Below are 21,204 nucleotides of genomic sequence, written 5' to 3' on the forward strand. Positions count from 1 at the left end.
GGCGTACGGCCCCCGCCCTGCGGAGCAGGACGGGGGCCGTATCAGTGAGCCCGGGTCAACGGGTGATCTTGAGCCTCACGATCTTCTTGGCGCGCTTCACGTCGTCGTCACCGAGGTAACGGATGACGAGCTTCTGCTTGCCGGCCTTGGCGAACGCGGGCAGCTTGACGACTGCCTTGCCGTTCTTGACCTTGAAGCGGTAGACCTTGCCGGTCGACGCGACCCGGACCTTGACCCAGCCCGTCGGCGTGACGCCGTCGGCCTTGACCTTCACCGTGAACCGGACCTTGTCGCCGACCGTGCCCGTGGCGTTGACCACCTTCAGCTTGGCGGCGGCCTTCTCCGGCTCCGGGGTGGGAGTCGGGGTCGGCGTGGGCGTCGGCGTCGGCGTCGGCGTGGTGGTCGGGGTCGGCGTCGGGGTCGGCGTGGTCGTGCCGCCGGCCACCGTCACCGGGACCAGTGCCGTCGTGCCGGTGGCGCTGCCCACGAGCTCGATCACCTTCTCGCCGGCGCTGAGGCCTGCGGGCAGCGTGATCGAGACCGCTGCTCGGCCGGCCTCGTCGAACCGCTCGTCCGGCTGGGTCTTGTCCACCGGGAAGCTGCCCAGCGAGACGCCGTCCAGCTCCACGTCGACGTTGGTGTCGGTGACGTCACCGGCCGCCGTCATCAGCCAGGAACTGACGTCGAAGGTGACGGTGTCGCCCGATGCGTAGGAGGACGGAGCCCCGGCCGGGAAGGACACCCCGACCGCCCGCTGGCTGTAGTCCACCGGCAGCGGCGGGTCACCCGCAGAAGCGTCGGCGAACTCCGCCATGTAGTCGACCATCGCCTGGAGGTCGGACTTGCCCGTGTCCTGCTTGCCCGTGCCACCGGCGAAGGCGAAGAAGTTGTCTCCGCCCGAGGCCAGGAACGAGTTCACCGTCACCGAGAACACCTGCGTGGGCTGCACCCGGACACCGTCGAGGTACATCGCGGTGATCCGCGACCCGGCAGGCTTCGCCGGGTCGTAGGTGTAGGTGAAGCCCTTGGACGCACCGAGCCGCAGGAACGGTCGGCTCGCACCGGCGGGCTGCCACTGCTGCTCCAGCGCCGCCTTGATCTGCTCGCCGGTGAGGTCCATGTTGACCAGCGTGTTCGCGAACGGCTGGACGTTGGCCGCGCCACGGTAGGTGAGCGTGCCGTCGGCCGCAGGGACCATGTCCTGCCGCAGACCACCGGGGTTCATGAAGGCGATCTGGGCACTGCCCGTCGTGGGCGACTCGGTCGCCCAGCGCTGGACCTCGGCGACGAGGTTGCCGAGCGTGGACTCACGCCCCCGCGCGTCCGCGTTGGACGCCAGACGCGGCCGGTTGAACGCACCGGCGAGCTTGCCCAGCGGGCGGGCGCCCAGGACGTCAGCCCTGGCCACCGCTGCGTCGACGATGGCCTTGGTGGCCGCGTCGTCCGGGTAGTTGGGCGTGTAGGCGTCCGTCCCGTCGTTGGTCTGGAGCGCGATGATGCGCGTCCGGATGCCGAGGACATCGCCCGTGTTGCCGTCCACCCGGAAGCGGAGCTGGTTGAGGTTGTAGCCGTACTGACCGGCCGAGACCACGGGGCGCTTGGTGACCGCGCGGTCCTCCGCCGCCCACTCCGCCACCGGGACGCGGTGGTTGTAGGCGAGGTGGGTGTGGCCCGAGATGATCGCGTCCACGTCGGAGCTGACTCCGTTGACGATCTTGCCGAAGTCGGAGGCCGGGTCGACCGCCGAGCTGTAGGCCGTCGTGGCCGCACCCTCGTGGACGAGCAGGATGACGACGTCGGCACCCTGGGCCTTGAGGTCCTCCGCCTCGGCGTTGGTCGCCTTGACGATGTCGGTCACCTGGATGTCGGCGATGCCGTCCGGCGACACCAGCTCCGGCAGGTGCTCGGTCACCGCACCCACGAAGCCGACCTCGACGTCACCGAAGTCCTTGATCCAGGTGGCGGGGAGGGCGGGGTTGCCGGTTGCCTTGAACTTGACGTTGGCACCGAGGTACTTCCACTCCGCCCCACCCGTCGGGTTGTCGTCCGGGTCGTAGGAGGCCATCACGCGGTTCACCAGGTCGTCGTAGCCCTGGTCGAACTCGTGGTTGCCGACCGCCGACACCTCGAGACCTGCCGAGTTGAGCGCGTCGATCGTCGGCTTGTCGTTCTGGATGAACGACTCGAAGGTCGAGGCACCGATGAGGTCACCCGCCGCGGCGAACACGGTGTTGGGGTTCTGGTTGCGGAGCTGCTTGACCGCCCCGGCCAGCACAGCCGCACCCGACTCCGCACCGTCGCGCTTGATGCGACCGTGGAAGTCGTTGATGCCGAGCACCTGGATGTCCTGGACGGCGGTGTTGATCCCGACGATCTCCGGGTTGTGGTCGGAGGCGCCATAGGGAGTGGCCGCGTGGAAGTTGGTGACGTTGTAGTTGAACCGCTCGTAGGAGTAGGCCGGCGACTCGTTGGCGCCGATCTCCCAGATGTCCGCACCCGTCACCATCGCCCGCGCAGGCCCGTTGGCCAGCACGTGGTCGAGCGAACCGGAGAGGCCGCTGAAGCTGTAGGACCACTCGTTGGCGTTGGTGGACTTCACGACCTGGTAGCCGGCGCCGTAGAGCACCTGCATCGGGTCCTCGAACGTGTAGCTGTTGAAGTCACCGGTGAGGAAGACCTTGTTGGTTCCACGCGAAGCGGCGAACTGGTCGGCGAACGTCACCAACGCCTGGGCCTGTCGCGTGCGGTCGCCGTTGTAGGCACCCTGGCCGTCGCCCGTGTCGACGTTGTCACCCGAGGCGCCGGACGAGCTCTTGGACTTGAGGTGGTTGGCCACGACGGCGAACGCCTCACTGTTGGACGCACCCTCCGGCTTGAAGGCCTGGGCGAGCGGCTGACGGGCGTTGTTGAACGCCGCTGAGCCGACGAGGATCTGCGACTGCCCGACGCGGCTCACCGTGTCGGGGTTGAAGATCATCGCGGTGCGGATGACGTCCTCGGTGGCCGGCAGCTGGTCCGGGGACGGAGCGAACGCCCAGCGGGTGTAGCCGGCGCGCGCGTTGAGCGCGGCGACGACCTGCTTGACGGCGTCGTCCCGGTCGGTCTCACCGATCGACCGCGAGTTCTCGATCTCCTCCAGGGCGACGATGTCGGCGTCCATGTTGGTGATCGCACGGACCATCTTGTCCTGCTGGCGGGTCAGGCTCGCCGCAGTGGCGGCGCCACGCGGGCCGTTGCCACCCGAGCAGGTGTCGACGGTGATGGGGTTGTTCTGGCGGTCCCTGTCGTACTCGCACGAGCGACCCGTCCCGGCCGAGACCCACGCCTCACCGGTGGTGTTGAAGTAGTTGAGGACGTTGAACGTCGCCAGCTTGAGGTCACCGCCGACATTCTCCGGGCGGGACGACCGGGTGTTGGCGAAGGTCGCGACCTCCTGGTCGGTCGCCGCAGTGACCTGGGTCGTCGGCTGCATCGTCCATGCGTCGTTGCGGAACTCGAAGATCATGGGGACCTTGAGCGTCGCAGCGGCGCCGACGCGCACCGGCTTGGCCGTGGTGCCGCTGTCGGGGGTCAGCCACGGCAGGGGCGTGTTCTTGGCCGAGGTGTCACCGAAGAGGAAGTCGATGCTGGCACCGTCGTCGATCGTGACGGCACGAGCGGCGTTGTCGTCCTTGACGGCCTGGGCCTCGGGAGTGCCGGGGCGGGCGACGTCGGTCCACTGACGCAGCGGGGTCGCACCGGCCGCGAGGCCGACCGAGCCGTACTGGTTGGTGGTGTAGGAGTTCGTCACGGTGAAGGCACCGGTCAGGGTCACCAGCTCGCTCTCGTGAGCCTCCCGCACCGCGGCGTCGCGGGGCAGGGCCATCGAGAGCGGGGTGACCGGCGCCAGCGCGGGGGTCACGGCCGTGACGTCGGCGTCCTCGGCGACGATCTCGGTCAGGCCGGTGGCCGGACCCGCACCCTCGACCGCGATGCCCTTGACCTGCACCGATGCACCGATCGCGGGGTAGGTGGCGAACCCGTCGCTGCCGCCCCACACGAAGATCGCGTCGGAGGCCCCGGGAGTCGCGTCGTTGGCACCTCCGGTGCCGCCGGTCTGGATGGTGAAGCCGTTGAGACCACCCGTGGGGTACCGCGCCGTCACCACGCCCGTGGTCGTGACGATGTCCTCGGCGTGTGGGCTGGTGGCGCCCGTGCCCTGGATCTCGGCGATCGAGCCCGTGAACTCCTCGCGGGGCGGCTCGCAGGTCACGCCGCAGGCGACGGGCGTCGGCTCGGCCTCGGTGAAGTCGGGGGCGTTGTCGTCCGTGTCGGCCGTGCGCTGCGCCGAGACGAAGTTGCCGGTCGCGACGCCCGTCCGGGCCGTCTCGTAGGTCAGTGCGGTGGTGCCGTAGCCGACGAGGTCCACGAGACCGTCGGCCGTCACGCCGGCCAGGTCGACGCCGGTCGTGCCGGAGCCGAAGGTCGGGTAGGGCGTCGTGTTGGACACGAGTGCGACGACGCCGCTGCTGCCGGAGAGGTTGATCGTGCCGAAGTCGTCGGCCGGGGGCAGCTGGGTGCCGGTCGTGAAGGCGCCCTCCTGGACGAGGTAGCGCGCTCCGGCCTTGACGACACCACTCAGCGGCGTCACGGCGAAGGCGCCGGTGCCGGTCGCGCTGTGGTACTGGACGGACCAGCCACGCACGTCGATGTCGGAGGAGGTCGGGTTGTGCAGCTCGATGAAGTCGTTGCCGTAGGACGCGCCCGACGAGAACGCACCTCCGTAGACCTCACTGATGACGAGGCCGGTTCCGGCGGGGTTGGCTACCGCGGCGATCGGGGCGAGTCCGGCGGCCAGGACGGCCAGACCCGCTCCTGCCGCGAGACGACGCGGCGAGAGGAGCGCAAGTGAGCGCATGGATGCTCCGAGTCTTCAGGGTTGATGTGACCCACGCATCTTCACCCAAGGGTCCGACAATTGGGATACCGGGCCTGCACCAATTCGCGCGAGGGTTGACGAAAGTTCACGAGCGATTTGGTGAGGAGTGGCCGTAACGGCCGGGTTCGGTCAGCCGACCCGCGAGCGCTGCTTGCGGACCTCGCGGACGAACTCCCACCCGGACCACATCGTCATCACCACGGCACCGGCGAGCGCGACCTGGCTGACGTAGAACAGCACCTCGCCGAGCGGGCCGGGCCAGAAGTCGAAGGCGCCGTCGTGGGCGTTGCCATGCGGCAGCGGCCAGGTCAGCCCCGCCAGCGCGAAGGCCTGCAGCACGGTCTTGATCTTCCCGCTCTGCGCGGCCGGGATGACGACCTGCTTGAGCACGGAGAGCCGCAGCAGCGTCACGCCCCACTCGCGCAGCAGCACGACGATCGTCACCCACCACCAGATGTCCCCGACGATCGACAGGCCGATGAAGGCCATGCCGGTGATCGCCTTGTCGGCGATGGGGTCGGCGATCTTGCCGAAGTCGGTGATGAGGTTGTGCTTGCGGGCCAGGTCGCCGTCGATCTTGTCGGTGATCATCGCGACCGCGAACAGGGCGAACGCCACCCAGCGCCACAGCGGGTCGTTGCCGCCGTCGTGCAGCAGCGCCCAGCCGAAGAGCGGCACCATGGCGATGCGCAGGACGGTCAGGACGTTGGCGATGTTCCAGTTGGACACCTGCCCCTGCCGGTCGGTGCTCATGCCACTCCCTCCACCCGCGCGACGAGGTCGACGCCGTCGGTCGCCGTGACGGTCGCCGTCAGCAGGTCGCCGATCCTCGCTCCCTCTGCACCCTGCAGTGTCGTCGTACCGTCCACCTCGGGGCCCTGGTGCGCCGCGCGTCCCTCGACGAGGTCGTCGTCGACGCTCTCGACCAGGACCACGACCTCCTCGCCGATGCGCTCCTCGGCCCGCTGGGCGTTGAGCTCCTCGACCAGGCCGGTCACGTGCTCGGTGCGGGACCGGATCTCGTCCTCGTCCAGCTTGACGGCCTCGTCGAAGGCGGCCGCCTCAGTGCCGTCCTCGTCGGAGTAGCCGAAGACGCCGGTGACGTCCATCCGCGCGGCGACGAGGAAGTCGCACAGGGTCTGGAGGTCCTCCTCGGTCTCGCCCGGGAAGCCGACGATGACGTTGGACCGCACGCCGGCCAGCGGGGCGAGCGTCCGGATCCGCTCGAGCAGCCCGAGGAAGCTCTCGGGGTCGCCGAAGCGGCGCATCCGCCGCAGCACGGTGGCGCTGGCGTGCTGGAAGGAGAGGTCGAAGTAGGGGACGACGCCCGGGGTGTCGGCGATGGCCTCGATCAGACCGGGCCGCGTCTCGGCCGGCTGGAGGTAGGACACCCGCACGCGCTCGATGCCGTCGATGCCCGACAGCTCGGGGAGCAGCGTCTCGAGGAGCCGAAGATCGCCGAGGTCCTTGCCGTAGGACGTGGAGTTCTCGCTGACGAGGAAGAGCTCCTTGACCCCCTGGGTCGCGAGCCACTGGCCCTCCTGCAGCACGTCGCTCGGGCGCCGGCTGACAAAGGAGCCGCGGAAGGCCGGGATCGCGCAGAACGAGCAGCGTCGGTCGCAGCCGCTCGCCAGCTTGAGCGGCGCCATCGGACCGGAGTCGAGGCGACGGCGTACGGCACGGGGTCCGGTCGCGGGTGCGCCCTCGCCGATCTCGCTGGTGTCGGCGACCTCGTGGCCCGGGATCGAGACGGTCGAGGCGTCGCGGTCGACCGGGGAGATCGGCAGAAGTCGACGGCGGTCGGACGGCGTGTGCGGGTGGTGCACCTCGCCGCCGACGATCGCCCGCAGCTTGGCCGCGATGTCGGGGTAGTCGTCGAAGCCCAGCACCGCGTCGGCCTCGGGCAGCGACTCGGCGAGGTCCTTGCCGTACCTCTCGGCGAGGCAACCCACGGCGACGACGGCCTGGGCGCGACCGCCGTGCTCGACCTTGAGGTCCGCGGCCTCGAGCAGGGTGTCGACGGAGTCCTTCTTGGCCGCCTCGACGAACCCGCAGGTGTTGACCACCACCGTGTCGGCGTCCTCGGCGTCGTCGACGAGCACGAACCCGCCCGCCTCGAGGCGTCCGGCCAGCTCCTCGGAGTCGACCTCGTTGCGCGCGCAGCCGAGCGTCACCACCGCGACGTTGAGCGGGGTGGGGGCAGCCTCTGTGTCAGTCGTCATCGCACGGGTGAGTATGCCGCGTCCGCGGGCACGGACCCGCAACGCCGTGGCGGTGAGGCACCTCACCGGCGGTCCCGCCCGGGACGTCAGTCGACGACGAAGGTGCCCTGGCCCGCGACCCCGGGCTCACCGACGGCACGCGCCGCGCCACCGGCGAGCGATGCGGTGACGGCACCGTCGGTGGACATCACGCGGACGGGCGGCGAGGCCTTGAGCTCGCGCGACTGCCCGACGGCCAGGTCACCCTTGAAGACCTCCGTGCCCGACCCGTCGCGCACGACCACCCGCGCGCCACCGGTCGCGGGCGCGGTGATGACGACGTCGACCGGCTTGGCCGGCGGGGCGTTCCCGGCACCCTCGGGGCCACCCGACCCGTTGAGCACCGGGGTCGAGCCGCGGAGCTCGGGCGGGGTGTCCATCACCAGGCGGGCGATCGACCAGCACAGGACCAGCGCCATGACCACGGCGACGAGCACCGACCAGTTCGGACCACCGCGGGTGCCGCGGATCGACCCGTGGGCGCCGGTGGCCAGCTCGGCCTCGAAGACGCGGCGCGGGTTGATCGGGGCGTGGGCGTAGCGCTCGTCGTACGACGCCAGGAGCGGCGCCACGTCGAGTCCGAGGACCCGGGCGAGGGTGCGCAGGTGCCCACGGGCGTAGAAGTCGCCGCCGCACGGCTCGAAGTCGTCGACCTCGACGGCCTCGATCACGTGCGGGCGGATCCGGGTGCGCTCGGCGAGCTGGTCGACCGTGAGGCCGATGCGGGTGCGGGCCGCGGCGAGCTCGGGACCGATCACCGGGTCCTCGGCGGGCTCCACCTCGAAGTCGTCGAGCACGAGCGGCTCGACGGGGTCACCGGCGCGGGCGATGGCGCGGACGCGGTCACCCCACGACTGGGTCTCCTCCACCAGGCTGACCCGACCGGGACGGTGGTGCTCGCGCCCCTCCGGCTCGTCGGCGGTCTCGGCCGGCTCGAAGTCGCGGCGGACCTCGGAGCGACGCGCCGTGCCGGTCTCCCGCAGCGCCGCCGGGGTCGGGCTGGCGACGAGGGTGTCCTCGACGACCTCGTCAGGAGCGCCGGCCTCGACGTCGTCCACATCGACGTCGGAGACCAGCGGCTCCACCAGCACGACCTGGCTGGCGTCGCGCGCCACCCGGCCCAGGGCGATCGTGAGGTCGCCACCCGCACCCACGAGGCGGGTGGAGAGCCCCAGCGGCACCGCCAGGGGCGCACCGTGCAGCATCCGGGAGATCATCGTGTGGCGCTTGCCGGCGCCGGTGATCTCAGACTCGATCAGCTCGAGGTTGTGCGGCACGACGACCAGCCGGCCGTCGCGGAGCAGGCCGCGACGGGGCGTGTGCTCGACGTGGTGGACCGCGGTCCACGGCAGGCCGCGCCAGGTGCGGCCGAGCCGGATCCGGATGCCCTGGGCGTCGGCGACGAGCAGCGGCGTGCGCGCGTCGACGAGGCTGAGGAGCCAGTAGGCACCGAGCAGGCCCATGACCACGACGAACGCCCAGTCGAGGGCCGAACCGCCCTGGGACGCACGGCCCAGGTAGGCGATGGCGACCGCGGAGGCGGTCAGCCCGACACCGGCCGCGACGCCGGCGTGGCGTCGTACCTCGATGCCCTCGGGCGCGACGGACAGGTCGCCGTCAGGAGACCCCTCGGTCGCCCCCCTCGTCACCGGCTCGGTCTCGTCGTCCTTCAGCACGGCGCCCATCAGGCTCCCCCCTCCAACGTGGCGATCACGGAATCGAGCTCGTCGGGCTTCACCAGGACGTCACGTGCCTTCGAGCCTTCGCTGGGCCCGACGACCCCGCGGCTCTCCATGATGTCCATCAGACGTCCGGCCTTGGCGAAGCCGACCCGCAGCTTGCGCTGCAGCATCGACGTCGACCCGAACTGGGTGGAGACGACCAGCTCGATGGCCTGCACCACGAGCTCCATGTCGTCGCCGATGTCGTCGTCGAGCTCGCGCTTGGACTCCTTCGGAGCCGTCACGTCCTCGACGTACGTCGGCTCGAGCTGGTCCTTGCAGTGCTTGACGACCTGGTGGATCTCCGCCTCGGTGACCCACGCGCCCTGGACGCGCACCGGCTTGGAGGCGCCCATCGGCAGGAACAGGCCGTCACCCTGGCCGACGAGCTTCTCGGCGCCCGGCTGGTCGAGGATGACGCGGCTGTCGCCGAGCGAGCTCGTGGCGAAGGCCAGGCGCGAGGGCACGTTGGCCTTGATCAGGCCCGTGACCACGTCGACCGAGGGTCGCTGGGTGGCGAGCACCAGGTGGATGCCCGCGGCGCGGGCGAGCTGGGTGATGCGCACGACCGAGTCCTCGACGTCTCGCGGCGAGACCATCATCAGGTCGGCGAGCTCGTCGACGATGACGAGGAGGTAGGGGTACGGCGACAGCACCCGCTCGCTGCCGGCCGGGACCTCGACCTTGCCGGCGCGCACCGCCTTGTTGAAGTCGTCGATGTGACGGAAGCCGAAGTTGGCCAGGTCGTCGTAGCGCATGTCCATCTCGCGCACGACCCAGGCCAGCGCCTCGGCGGCCTTCTTGGGGTTGGTGATGATCGGCGTGATGAGGTGCGGCACGCCCTCGTAGGCGTTGAGCTCCACCCGCTTGGGGTCGACCATGATCATCCGCACCTCGTCGGGCGTGGAGCGCATCAGGATCGAGGTGATGAGCGAGTTGATGAACGACGACTTGCCCGAGCCGGTGGCGCCGGCGACGAGCAGGTGCGGCATCTTCGCCATGTTGGCCACGACGAAGCCGCCCTCGACGTCCTTGCCGAGTCCGGCGACCATCGGGTGGTGGTCGGACCGCGCGGTGGTGGAGCGGAGCACGTCGCCGAGGGAGACGATCTCTTTGTCGGTGTTGGGGATCTCGATGCCGATCGCCGACTTGCCGGGGATCGGGCTGAGGATCCGCACGTCGGCCGACGCGACGGCGTAGGCGATGTTCTTGCTCAGCGCGGTGACCTTCTCCACCTTCACCGCGGGGCCGAGCTCGACCTCGTAGCGGGTGACGGTCGGGCCGCGGGTGTAGCCGGTGACGGTGGCGTCGATGCTGAACTCGTCCATCACCTGCATCAGCCGCTCGACGACCGCGTCGCTGGCCTTGGAGCGGGCCTTGTGGACCGAACCGGGCTTGAGGACCTCGTTGCCGGGCAGGGAGTAGGTGATGTCGCCGGAGAGCGCGAGCTGCTCGACGCGGGCCGGGAGCGGCGTGTGCGGTGGCGGCTCGAGGGCCTCCGGAGGGCTGGCGGGCGCCGGGACGGCCGGCGTGACCTCGGTGGGGGCGTCGGAGAAGAGGTCGATGCCGTAGTCCTCGACCGCGTCCTCCTCGGGGACGACGTCCTTCTTGCGGCGCCGCTTCCTGAGCTCGCGGTCGGACAGCACCGGGCTGTCGTAGGCCGGGTCGCCCATCTCGGGGTCGACCTCGTCGTCGAGCATCGACCGGCGGCGGGTGCGGACGGGCTTGGTGGCCTCGTCCTCGACCGCCTCGGGCTCCGGAGCGGTACGTCCCAGCGCCTTGTCGCGCAGCGCGGCGAGCTTGACCGGGATCTGGTAGACGGGCGTCGCGCTGATGATCAGGATCCCGAAGATCGCGAGCAGGCCCAGCAGGGGCACCACGACGTACGGCGTCTGCATCAGGTCGAGGAGCAGGCTCGAGGTGACGTAGCCGACCGCTCCCCCGGCCTCCTGGAGGTTGGTGGCGTCGCCGAGCACGGGCTGCGGGTTGCCGTTGGCGATGTGGACGATGCCGAGCAGACCGAGCCCGAACGCGGTCCAGCCGATCACCTGGCGGCCAGCGGGGCCGTTGCGCTCCGGGTCGCGCAGGGTGCGCCAGCCGGCGTACACGAGGAAGAGCGGGACGAACCAGCCGACCTTGCCGACCGCGCCCGAGGTGAGCGAGCGAGCGAAGTCCATCACGCCACCCGGCAGCTGCCACCAGACGGCGGCGGCGGCGATCGTCGCCAGGCCGAAGAGGAAGAGCCCGGCACCGTCGCGACGGTGCTCGGGGTCGAGGTCTCGGGCGGACTGCCCGATCGACCGGGCGACCGCACCCACGGCGTGGGCGATGCCCAGCCAGACTGCCGCGATCCCGCGGCCCACCGCGCCGAAGGCGCGCGAGACCGGCCCCGGCCCGTTGCGCACGGCGCGGGGTGCCGGACGCGAGGCGGGACGGCGCTTGGCCGCGCTGGACCCGCTCCGGCCCCTCGTCGAGCTCGAGCGAGGGGCGGGCTTGCTGGTACTCCGGGATCGGGTGCTCGAAGCCTTGGACCGGCTCTTCGAACCGGACGTGCTCGTGCTCCGCGACCCCGGCGGGGAAGACGTACGGGTCGCCATGCTGTGACCCTACGGCCAAGTCCCACCAGCCACACGGATCACAGGTACGCGTGTCGTGGTCGGGTGCGGTGGGAAGGGGGCACTCCGCCGCGGGAACGTGTGGGCCATAAAAAGTAGGAAATCAAAGAATTCTCGCCGTAACACTTCCCTTGCGTCTGACGCTGTCTTTAGGTTGACCCCGGTCACCCGCGGAGGTGACGCGTATCAACCCGTTCCCATGGAGGAATCTTGTCCGAGCACTCTCGTAGCTCGTGGCGCACGGCGGCCCTTGCCGTCACTGCCGCGGCACTGGCCACCACGGCCACTCTCGGGGTATCGCCGACGACAGCGGCGACACGTCCCGGCGACTTCAACGCCGGCCCGCAGTCACTGAAGCAGAAGAGCGGCGGAGACGCCGGGGGCACCGGGCGTCTCGCGGATCGCGCAGCGTCCGGCCGCCAGGCCTACCTGCTCACCCTCGACACCACCAGCACGAGCACGGCGTTCAACCGCGCCGGGGGCAAGGGCACCGCGGCCACGTCGGCCGCCCGTGACCAGCTCAGCCGCGTGCGGACCGCGCAGGAGCGGGTCATCGACCAGCTCCCGACGGACGCGGACGTGCTCTACCGCACCCAGGCCGCGCTCGCCGCCGTCGCGGTGACCTCCGAGGCCTCGCAGGCGACGCTCGAGGCCATCTCCGGCGTCGCATCGGTCCACCCGATCGCACCCAAGACGCCCTCGAACGCCTCGGCCGTGCAGCTCCACGGCGCCCCGGCGGCCTGGACCGCCAACAGCGAGACCGGCGCCGGGACGACCATCGCGATCATCGACACCGGCCTGGACTACACCCACGCCAACTTCGGTGGCCCGGGCACGGTGGAGTCGTACGAGACCGAGTTCGCCACGTCCGACACCGCCACCAACACCTCGTCGCTCTTCCCGACGGCCAAGGTGATCGGCGGCTGGGACTTCGTCGGCAACGACTACGACGCCGAGGTGCCGGCCAGCTCGACCCCGAAGCCCGACCCCAACCCGCTCGACTGCGGCGGCCACGGCTCCCACGTCGGTGGCTCGGCGGCCGGCTTCGGCGAGAACGCCGACGGCTCGACCTACACCGGGGCGTACGACACCTCCACCCCCTTCGACACGATGAAGATCGGCCCGGGCATGGCCCCCGCCGCCAAGCTGGTCGCGCTGAAGGTCTTCGGCTGCGAGGGCTCGACCAACGTCGTGTCCGCCGCCATCGAGAAGGCCGTCGACCCCAACGGCGACGGCATCCCCAACGACCACGTCGACGTCGTCAACATGTCGCTGGGATCGGGCTACGGCTCCCCCGACGACGGTGACGCGATCATGGCCGACGCCGCCTCGGCGGCGGGCGTCGTGATGGCCATCTCGGCCGGCAACTCCGGCGACGTCCAGGACGTCAGCGGCTCCCCGGGCTCGTCGGTGCGGGCGATCACGGTCGCCAACACGGTCGACGCGAAGAGCACGCTGGACGGCGTGTCCGTCGTCATCAACGGCGGAGCGGCGCAGACCTTCGGCATCAGCCGCAGCGTCGCCTACGACTGGGAGAACGACGACGACCTGGCCGGCGACGTCGTGGAGCTCACCGGCTCCAACGACACCGCCTGCGACCCGCTCAGCACGGAGGACAAGGCGAAGGTCACCGGCAAGATCGCCCTGGTCAAGTGGACCCAGGGCCCGGCGCTCGAGTGCGGCTCGGTCCTGCGCAGCGGCAACCTGGCCGCGGCCGGTGCCACCGGGTTCATCTTCCACAACTCCGGCGAGACCTTCGAGGCCGGCATCACCGGCAGCTCGGTCATTCCCGGCGTGCTGGTCGTCAAGAGCGGCGGCGACGCCATCCGTACGGCCCTGGCCGCCAGCCAGCCCGTGTCGGTCACCGGCACCACCTACGGCACGGTCGTGCAGGACTTCCCGGAGGACGTCGACACGGTCAACTCCTCCTCGTCGCGCGGCGGCCACGCCGCCGGTGCGCTGAAGCCGGACGTCTCCGCTGTCGGCACCAGCGTCTACTCCACCGGAGTGGGCACCGGAACCCGCGGTGAGGACCTCAGCGGCACGTCCATGGCCTCGCCCATGGTGGCCGGCCTGGCCGCGCTCGTGAAGGGCCTGCGCCCGTCGTGGACGCCGGAGATGATCAAGGCCGACATCATGAACACCGCCGGCCAGGACCTCTTCGTCGGCAAGAACCACACCGGCGCGAAGTACGCCCCGAACCGGGTCGGCGCCGGCCGCATCAAGGCCGACGCGGCGCTCGCCAACCAGGTGCTCGCCTACGTCAACGAGGACCCGGGCGCCGTCAGCGTCTCGTTCGGCGCGGTCGAGGTCTCCGACCCGACGACCATGACGAAGACCATCAAGGTGCAGAACACCGGCGCCAACGCGGCGACCTACAGCACGTCCTACGTCGCCTCGACGTCGGTCCCGGGCACGTCGTGGTCGGTGTCGCCGTCCTCGGTCACCGTCCCGGCCGGTGGGTCCACCGACGTGACGGTCACGTTCAGCACCAAGAGCCGTGGCTTCCTCACCAAGACGGCCGACCCCGCCACGGGCCGGCTCGACAACGCCGGTCAGTACCCGCGCGAGGTGCTCTCCTCGTCCAGCGGCCGGGTCGTGCTGACCCCGCAGAGCGGTGTCGCCCTGCGCGTCCCGGTCTACGCCGCACCGCGGCCCGCGTCCGACATGTCGCAGGCCTCGGAGCTCGCGATGCCCGCCGGCGCGACGCAGGCCGCCCAGCTCACGCTGGACGGCTACGACCTGGGCAACGGCGCCAACGGCACCAGCGACAGCGACGGGGCGAACGACATCTTCTCCCTCGCTGCCGGGTTCGAGCTGGCGGCCGTCGACGGACAGGAGCCGATGTGCACCGGTGGTGCCGCCTCGGGCTGCCTCAACCTGCCCGAGGAGCGCTTTGCCGACATCGCACACGTCGGCGTGACCTCGGACTACCCGGTGTGGGGCAGCCAGGACGACTCGCTGGCCTACTTCGCCGTCAACGCGCACGGCCCGTGGAGCACCCCGGCGTCGAAGATCGAGTACGACCTCTACATCGACACGGACGGCGACAACAACCCCGACCTGGTGGCCTTCAACACGCGGCTCACCGACGAGGACGTGTTCGTCGTCTCGCTCTACGACCTGTCCAAGCCGTTCAGCGCCGGAGCGATCGACATCCAGCTGCTCAACGGACGCTTCGGCAACGTCGACTCGGCCGCGTTCGACAGCGACACGATGATCATGCCGGTGTACCTCGGTGCCCTGGCCGACTTCGGCGTCGACGTCGACAACCCGCGCATCAACTACGGGTTCATCAGCTACACCAACCTCAGCGCGGACTACATCGACGCCGTCGGCATCGACCCGCAGTCCGGCGAGGTGTCGCTGAGCGCCGACCTCTTCACCCCGGGCATCAGCGTGACCGATGCCAACGGTGAGGGTCCGCTGGTCTTCGACCAGCGCGACGCCGAGCTGACCGTCACCCGCAACGCCGCGTCCTACGCGGCCGACGGTGGGCAGGGCCTGATGATGGTCCACCTCCACAACAAGGTGGGCGAGAAGGCCCAGGTCGTCACGCTCCAGGACCCGGCGACCCCGCCGACCACGACGCCGACGCCCACGACGACGCCCACCCCGACCGTGACCCCCACGCCGACGCCGACCCCGGCGCCGGGCGTGGTGGAGACGGAGACCTCGGTGCGGATCAAGCCGAAGAAGCCCTCCTACCGGGAGAACTTCAAGGTCGTGGTCACGGTGGCGTCGGACGAGGCCACACCGACCGGCAAGGTCGTGCTGCGCATCGACGGCAAGCGGATGGGTCGCGTCAAGCTGGACGACGGCCGCGCCGTGTTCCGGATCAAGCGCGACTACTTCGTGGGCAAGCACGTGGCCCTGGCGAAGTACAAGGGCTCCGACACTGCTGACACGAGCAAGGACCGCATCAGGTTCCGCGTCGTGCGATGAGCTGAGCCGCACCATCCCGGAGGCCCCGGCGGAGAGATCCGCCGGGGCCTTCGGGCTGTGCGGGCCGCGACGCCTGCGCTCAGGAGTCGCGCGTCGAGCGCAGCGGCAACGTGAACGTGAAGGTGCTCCCCCGCCCCAGCTCCGAGGAGACGGACAGCGTGCCGCCGTGCGACTCGGCGATGCGCTGCGCGATGGGCAGCCCGAGACCGGTGCCCGGCACGGACAGCGCGTTGGGGTTGGTGGAGCGGTGGAAGGCCGAGAAGACGTGCGCCTGGTCGGTGACCGAGATGCCGAGGCCGGTGTCGGTGACCTCGACGCTGACCTCGTCGTCGGAGACCGTCATCGTGACCTCGACGGATCCGTCCTCGGGCGTGTACTTCACCGCGTTGTCGACCATGTTGTCGATCACCCGCGCCAGCTCCTCGGGGTCCCCGAAGACGACGACCGGACCGGAGCCGGACGAGGTGAAGGAGAGGCGTACGCCGGCCTGCTTGGCGCGGATCCCGAGCAGGTCGACGCTGGCCTCGCACAGCTCGGCGAGGTCGACGGCACGGCGTACGGTCTCGCGACGGCCCTGGATCCGTGAGTAGTGGAGCAGGTTGGCGACGAGGTTGTTGAGCCGCTGGGCGTTGCGGATGATCGCGTCGATCGAGGTGAGGTCGGGGTGCCGGTCGGCGATGAGCTCGGCGTGGCCGAGGATCGCCGTCAGCGGGGTCTTGAGCTCGTGCGAGATCGTGGCGATCAGCTCGCTGCGGTAACGCGCGAGCTCGCGCAGCTCCTGCACCAGCCGCTGCTCGGTCTCGAGGACGCGCGAGGCGCGGACGGTCTGGGCGAGCAGGCGACCGACCTCGAGGACGGCGTCGGCCTCGGCAGTGGTCAGCGGACGCGCGTGGCGGGCGAACCCGAGGACGAGGTAGCCGACCAGCTCCTCGCGGGACACGAGCGGGCACACGAGGGCGCGCTCGACGCGCATGCTCCGCATCAGCCGCTGCATCGGGGCAGCGCTGCGCGGGAGGCGTGCGGAGGACTCGTCGGTGACCCCGAGCTCGATGAGCTCCGGGCGGTCGCCGAGCTCGGCGAGGTCGGTGCGGATCTCCGGGACGTCGTTCTCCGGGGTGAAGGCCAGCGGCGTGGCGATGCCGATCTGGCTGCCCTGGGCGTCGGCGGGGAAGGTCCGCACCACCGTCTGCACGGTGCCGAAGCACTCCGCGATCGCCGCGACCGCCGACGTGAGCGCCTGCGGCAGGCTGTGCTGGGTGCCTGCCCCGGCGACGGCGGTCAGCATGCGGTCCAGCCGGAGCCGGTCGGTGAGCCTCTCGCGCTCGCGGGCGTTGGACAGGGCCACGCCCGCCTGGACCGCGAACATCTCGAGCAGCTCGCGGTCGGTGAGGTTGGGTACGCGGTCGCCGGGCGGCAGGTCGACGGCCATGTTGCCGAGGAGCTCGCCGCCGGCCGAGTAGAGCGGGGCGTAGAGGGCGTGCTCGGGGTGCCAGGCCTCGGGGTCGTCGCTGAGCGGCACGTCGGGGATCCACGCAGCGCGCAGCCGCTCCTCGGACATCCGGCCCGCCGGGACGAACCGGAGGATCCCCCACCGGTCGGCCTCGCGGAACTCGTCGAGGATCTGCTCGGCCGGCGTGCGGCGGTGCAGGATCTGCGCGACCACCTCGGGCGGACCGGCGACGTTGGTCATCACGAGCGTGTCGCCCTCGAGGCGGGCGATCGCCGAGACGCCGTAGCCGAGGACGTCGACGACGCCGTGCGCGATCTCCTCGAGGATGACCTCGGTGTCGGTCGAGGAGTTGACGCGGCGCATGAGCTCGGCGAGCCGGCTCAGCGCGTCCATGTTGTGCGCCACGTGCACCTCCCCACCAGATCCGTCGGCACCTCGTCCCGGTTGCCCCGCGGGAATCCTAGGGCGTACGCCCAGCGGCTATGCCTCGATCACCACAGGAATGATCATCGGGCGGCGACGGTGCGCGCGGTTGACCCAGCGACCCACCACACGTCGGACGGTCTGCTGGAGCTGGTGCGAGTCGGTGACGCCCTCCTGCACGGCGGCGTGGATCGCGTCGACGATCGGCTGGCGGATCTCGTCGAAGGTCGTCTCGTCCTCGGCGAAGCCGCGGGCGTGGATCTCGGGGCCGGACACGACCTTGCCGGTGACCGAGTCGACCACGACGATGACGGACAGGAATCCCTCCTCGCCCAGGACGCGGCGGTCCTTCATCGAGGCCTCGGAGATGTCGCCGATCGTGGTGCCGTCGACGAAGACGTAGCCGACGTCGACCTTGCCGACCACCTTCGCCACACCGTCGATCAGGTCGACGACGACGCCGTCCTCGGCAAGCACGACGTTCTCGACGCCGGTCGCCCGGGCGAGGTCGGCGTTGGCGCGCATGTGGCGTACCTCGCCGTGCACGGGCATCACGTTGCGGGGCTTGACGATGTTGTAGCAGTAGAGGAGCTCACCGGCGCTGGCGTGGCCGGAGACGTGCACGAGCGAGTTGCCCTTGTGCACGACGTTGGCGCCGAGCCGGGACAGGCCGTTGATCACGCGGTAGACGGCGTTCTCGTTGCCCGGGATCAGCGAGCTGGCGAGGACGACGGTGTCGCCGGGCTCGAGGTGCACGAAGTGGTGGTTGCTCTGCGACATCCGGCTCAGCGCTGCGAGCGGCTCGCCCTGCGATCCGGTCGAGATGAGGACCTGCTTGTGCGGCGGCAGGTCGGCGAGCTCCTTGGCCTCCACCATGACGCCCGGCGGCACCGTGAGGTAGCCGAGCTCCTGCGCAATGGCCATGTTGCGCACCATCGAGCGGCCGACGTAGGCGACCTTGCGGCCGTGCGCGACGGCGGCGTCGAGCACCTGCTGCACGCGGTGCATGTGCGAGGCGAAGCACGCCACGATGATCCGCTGCTCGCTCTTGGCGAAGACCCGGTCGAGCACCGGGCCGATCTCCTTCTCCGAGGTGGTGAAGCCGGGCACCTCGGCGTTGGTGGAGTCCGTGAGGAACAGGTCGACGCCCTCGTCGCCGAGCCGGGCGAACTCGTTGAGGTCGGTGATCCGGCCGTCGAGCGGGAGCTGGTCCATCTTGAAGTCGCCGGTGTGGAGCACGACGCCGGCGCCGGTGCGGATCACGACGGCGAGCGCGTCCGGGATCGAGTGGTTGACCGCGACGAACTCGAGCACGAACGGGCCGAACGTGATCGTCTGCCCCTCCGCGACCTCGTACTGCGCGGTCTCCTTGAGCCGGTGCTCGCGGAGCTTGGAGCCCAGCAGGGCGAGGGTGAGCTTGGAGCCGACGAGCGGGATGTCGCCCCGCTCGCGCAGGAGGTACGGCGTGGCGCCGATGTGGTCCTCGTGACCGTGGGTCAGCACGAGCGCCTCGACCGCGTCGAGACGGTCCCGGATGGGCTCGAAGTCGGGGAGGATCAGGTCGACACCGGGGTGGTGGTCCTCGGGGAAGAGCACACCGCAGTCGACGAGCAGCAGTCGACCGTCGTACTCGAACGCGGTCATGTTGCGACCGACCTCGCCCAGTCCCCCGAGCGGGATGACCCGAAGGCCTCCGGCGGGAAGCGGGCCGGGCGTGCTCAGGTCGAGGTGGGGGTGGCTCAAGGGATTCCTTCAGGTGTCTGGGACGTGGATGTCACAGGAGGCCGGCGGCGGCGAGACCGGCGCGCAGCGCCGTGACCTCGTCGTCGTCCAGGGCGACCAGTGGGCCGCGGACGCGGCGGTTGTCGAGCACGCCGAGCAGCTCGAGGGCTGCCTTGGCGGTGGTGGCCCCGTAGTTCGGGACCCCCATGACGGCGTCGAACGCCGGGAGAAGTGAGGTGTGGATCCGCAGGGCCTCCGCGTGGTCGCCGGCGTCCCAGGCGTCGAGCATCGCCTTCAGCTGGTCGCCCGCGGCGTGCGCGACGACGGACACCAGGCCTACGCCACCGTAGGCGAGGTAGCCGAGCGTGTTGACGTCGTCGCCGGAGTAGACGGAGTAGCCCATCTCGACCAGCTGCGCGGTGCGCGCGAGCAGGCCGGAGGCCTCCTTCACGGTCGTCACGTGGTCGTAGCGACGCATCGCCTCGTAGGTGTCGAGCTCGATCAGGCTGGCGGTGCGGCCGGGGACGTCGTAGAGCATGACCGGGAGGTCGGTGGCCTCGACGACGCTCGAGAAGTGGTGACGCAGGCCGACCTGCCCGGGCTTGTTGTAGTAGGGGCTGACCAGCAGCACCCCGTCGACGCCGACCTTCTCCGCCTGCCGGGCCAGCTCCACCGAGTGGGCCGTGGCGTTGGTGCCGACGCCCGCGATCACGACGGCGCGGTCGCCGACCGCGTCCTGGACCGCGCGCAGGATCTCCCCGTCCTCGGCCACGGACGTGGTCGGGCTCTCACCCGTCGTGCCGCTCACGACGACCCCGTCGTTGCCGTGCTCGACGAGGTGGACCGCGATCGCCGCGGTGCCGTCGAGGTCGACGCTGCCGTCCTCGTGGAACGCGGTGGCCATCGCCGTGAGGAGACGACCGAACGGTGCTGCGGAGCTCATGACGGCAAGGTTATCGCCCCACGTCCGTCGCGCTGTCGTCGGCGAGCCGCATACTCGTGGGCATGGCGTACGACGAGGTGCTGGCGCAGCGGATCCACGACCTGGTCGACGGGGACGAGGGCTGGACGTCGAGGAAGATGTTCGGCGGCCTCGGCTTCATGCTCCACGGCCACATGGCCGTCGCGGCCGCCAGCTCAGGCGCGCTGATGGTGCGCGCCGACCCGGCGCAGACGGCGGAGTGGCTCGACGGCGACACGGTGCGGCCGATGGAGATGCGCGGACGGGAGATGGCCGGCTGGCTGCTGGTGTCGCCGGACGCCCTCTCGTCCGACGAGCAGCTCGAGCTGTGGGTGGAGCGCGGCGCGACCTTCGTGCGCACGCTCCCGCCGAAGTGAGCCCCGACCTGACCCTGCCCGCCTGGTTGACGAGCGAGCAGCGGTCGACCATCGGCGCCTTGGCAGAGCGCAACCAGGCGGCCCACGGCGACGACCTGCTCGGGATCCTGCTCAGCGGCTCGGCAGGCCGCAACTACGCCACCCCGCGCTCCGACCTCGACGTCGTGGTGGTCCTCACCGACGATGCGGCCGCCACCCGGCAGACGGCGCACTCACCCGATGTCGACGAGCAGGTCGACTCCTGGTCGGAGCTGCTCGACGTCCCGGAGTTCGGCACCGGTGACTGGTGGTTCCGGTGGACCTACGCACGCGCTCCGGTGCTGCTCGACCGCACGGGCGGCGAGCTCGCCGCAGCGGCCCAGCGCCAGGCGCTGCTCACTCCCGACGAGGCCGACGCGGTCCTGATCGACCACGACCGCCTCGACGGCTGGGTCAACTTCGCCTACCGGGCCCTCAAGAACGACCGCGACGGCCGCCCGCTCGAGGCCCGGCTCGACGCCGCCGAGTCCGTCCCGTGGCTGCTCGACGTGGTGTTCGCGATCGCCGGCCGGGTGCGGCCCTACAACAAGTACCTCCCCTGGGAGCTGCGCCACCACCCGGTCGAGGGGTGGCCCGCCGATGACCTGCTCGGCCTGCTCGACCGCACGCTCGCCGGCGACGCCGGGGCCCTCCGGGAGACGTTCACACGCGTCCGCGCGGCCTGTGCGGCGTACGACGAGCGGCGGGGGCACGCGCGCACGACGGAGATGATCGACGGCTGGGGCACCGAGCTCGGCGTGTTCGCGCCGTAGGACTACCTGGCGGACTGCCG

11 protein-coding genes are annotated in these 21,204 nt (G+C 70.7%); 3 read left to right on the plus strand and 8 right to left on the minus strand.

All coding sequences use genetic code 11. From position 1 onward, the window contains the following. Positions 1-55: 55 nt before the first annotated feature. The 5 genes from JI751_RS11760 to JI751_RS11780 all read right to left on the minus strand — a co-directional run bounded on the left by JI751_RS11760 (position 56) and on the right by JI751_RS11780 (position 11,497). A complete protein-coding gene (locus JI751_RS11760) occupies positions 56-4,897 on the minus strand; it encodes an ExeM/NucH family extracellular endonuclease (protein ID WP_201936392.1) in 4,842 nt (1,613 codons plus the stop codon). A 150-nt stretch (positions 4,898-5,047) separates the two neighbouring features. Then, entirely contained in the window at positions 5,048-5,671 is a 624-nt protein-coding gene (gene pgsA, locus JI751_RS11765) for a CDP-diacylglycerol--glycerol-3-phosphate 3-phosphatidyltransferase (protein WP_201936393.1), read from the minus strand. Continuing rightward, entirely contained in the window at positions 5,668-7,140 is a 1,473-nt protein-coding gene (rimO, locus tag JI751_RS11770; RefSeq protein ID WP_201936396.1) for a 30S ribosomal protein S12 methylthiotransferase RimO, read from the minus strand. The genes pgsA and rimO overlap by 4 nt, the downstream gene beginning before the upstream one ends. 86 nt (positions 7,141-7,226) lie before the next feature. Then, complete coding sequence (locus JI751_RS11775; protein ID WP_201936398.1) at positions 7,227-8,864, minus strand: helix-turn-helix domain-containing protein; 1,638 nt, start codon at positions 8,862-8,864, stop codon at positions 7,227-7,229. After that, positions 8,864-11,497 (minus strand): FtsK/SpoIIIE family DNA translocase, encoded by a 2,634-nt coding sequence (locus JI751_RS11780; protein ID WP_201936400.1) that lies wholly within the window; start codon positions 11,495-11,497, stop codon positions 8,864-8,866. The genes JI751_RS11775 and JI751_RS11780 overlap by 1 nt, the downstream gene beginning before the upstream one ends. Positions 11,498-11,725: 228 nt before the next feature. On the opposite strand from JI751_RS11780, the gene JI751_RS11785 reads away from it, so the two are divergent. Beyond that, the gene (locus tag JI751_RS11785; protein ID WP_201936402.1) at positions 11,726-15,460 is read left to right on the plus strand and encodes a S8 family peptidase; all 3,735 of its coding nucleotides are present in this window, start codon (positions 11,726-11,728) and stop codon (positions 15,458-15,460) included. A 79-nt stretch (positions 15,461-15,539) separates the two neighbouring features. Here the strand turns inward: JI751_RS11785 and JI751_RS11790 are convergent, their stop codons facing one another. The 3 genes from JI751_RS11790 to dapA form a co-directional block, all read right to left on the minus strand. Beyond that, a complete protein-coding gene (locus tag JI751_RS11790) occupies positions 15,540-17,315 on the minus strand; it encodes a GAF domain-containing sensor histidine kinase (RefSeq protein WP_201936404.1) in 1,776 nt (591 codons plus the stop codon). Between the two features lie 75 nt (positions 17,316-17,390). Next, positions 17,391-19,076 (minus strand): ribonuclease J, encoded by a 1,686-nt coding sequence (locus JI751_RS11795; RefSeq protein WP_201936405.1) that lies wholly within the window; start codon positions 19,074-19,076, stop codon positions 17,391-17,393. A 31-nt stretch (positions 19,077-19,107) separates the two neighbouring features. Continuing rightward, on the minus strand, positions 19,108-19,998 hold the full coding sequence (gene dapA / locus JI751_RS11800) for a 4-hydroxy-tetrahydrodipicolinate synthase (RefSeq protein WP_201936407.1): 891 nt from the start codon (positions 19,996-19,998) through the stop codon (positions 19,108-19,110). A gap of 62 nt (positions 19,999-20,060) precedes the next feature. Between dapA and JI751_RS11805 the strand changes: the two genes are divergently transcribed. Continuing rightward, a complete protein-coding gene (locus JI751_RS11805) occupies positions 20,061-20,393 on the plus strand; it encodes a TfoX/Sxy family protein (RefSeq protein WP_201936408.1) in 333 nt (110 codons plus the stop codon). Then, a complete protein-coding gene (locus JI751_RS11810; protein ID WP_201936409.1) occupies positions 20,390-21,184 on the plus strand; it encodes a nucleotidyltransferase domain-containing protein in 795 nt (264 codons plus the stop codon). Before JI751_RS11805 ends, JI751_RS11810 begins: the two co-directional genes overlap by 4 nt. Positions 21,185-21,204 lie beyond the last annotated feature (20 nt).

It is taken from the genome of Nocardioides baculatus (genome assembly GCF_016735675.1).
Lineage (GTDB): Bacteria > Actinomycetota > Actinomycetes > Propionibacteriales > Nocardioidaceae > Nocardioides > Nocardioides baculatus.

Bases quoted from the DNA above. Each gene is read 5' to 3' on its own strand.
- JI751_RS11780 (WP_201936400.1), bottom strand. From the start codon at position 11,497: ATGGCGACCCGTACGTCTTCCCCGCCGGGGTCGCGGAGCACGAGCACG.
- JI751_RS11760 (WP_201936392.1), bottom strand. From the start codon at position 4,897: ATGCGCTCACTTGCGCTCCTCTCGCCGCGTCGTCTCGCGGCAGGAGCG.
- pgsA (WP_201936393.1), bottom strand. From the start codon at position 5,671: ATGAGCACCGACCGGCAGGGGCAGGTGTCCAACTGGAACATCGCCAAC.
- JI751_RS11805 (WP_201936408.1), top strand. From the start codon at position 20,061: ATGGCGTACGACGAGGTGCTGGCGCAGCGGATCCACGACCTGGTCGAC.
- rimO (WP_201936396.1), bottom strand. From the start codon at position 7,140: ATGACGACTGACACAGAGGCTGCCCCCACCCCGCTCAACGTCGCGGTG.
- JI751_RS11775 (WP_201936398.1), bottom strand. From the start codon at position 8,864: ATGGGCGCCGTGCTGAAGGACGACGAGACCGAGCCGGTGACGAGGGGG.
- dapA (WP_201936407.1), bottom strand. From the start codon at position 19,998: ATGAGCTCCGCAGCACCGTTCGGTCGTCTCCTCACGGCGATGGCCACC.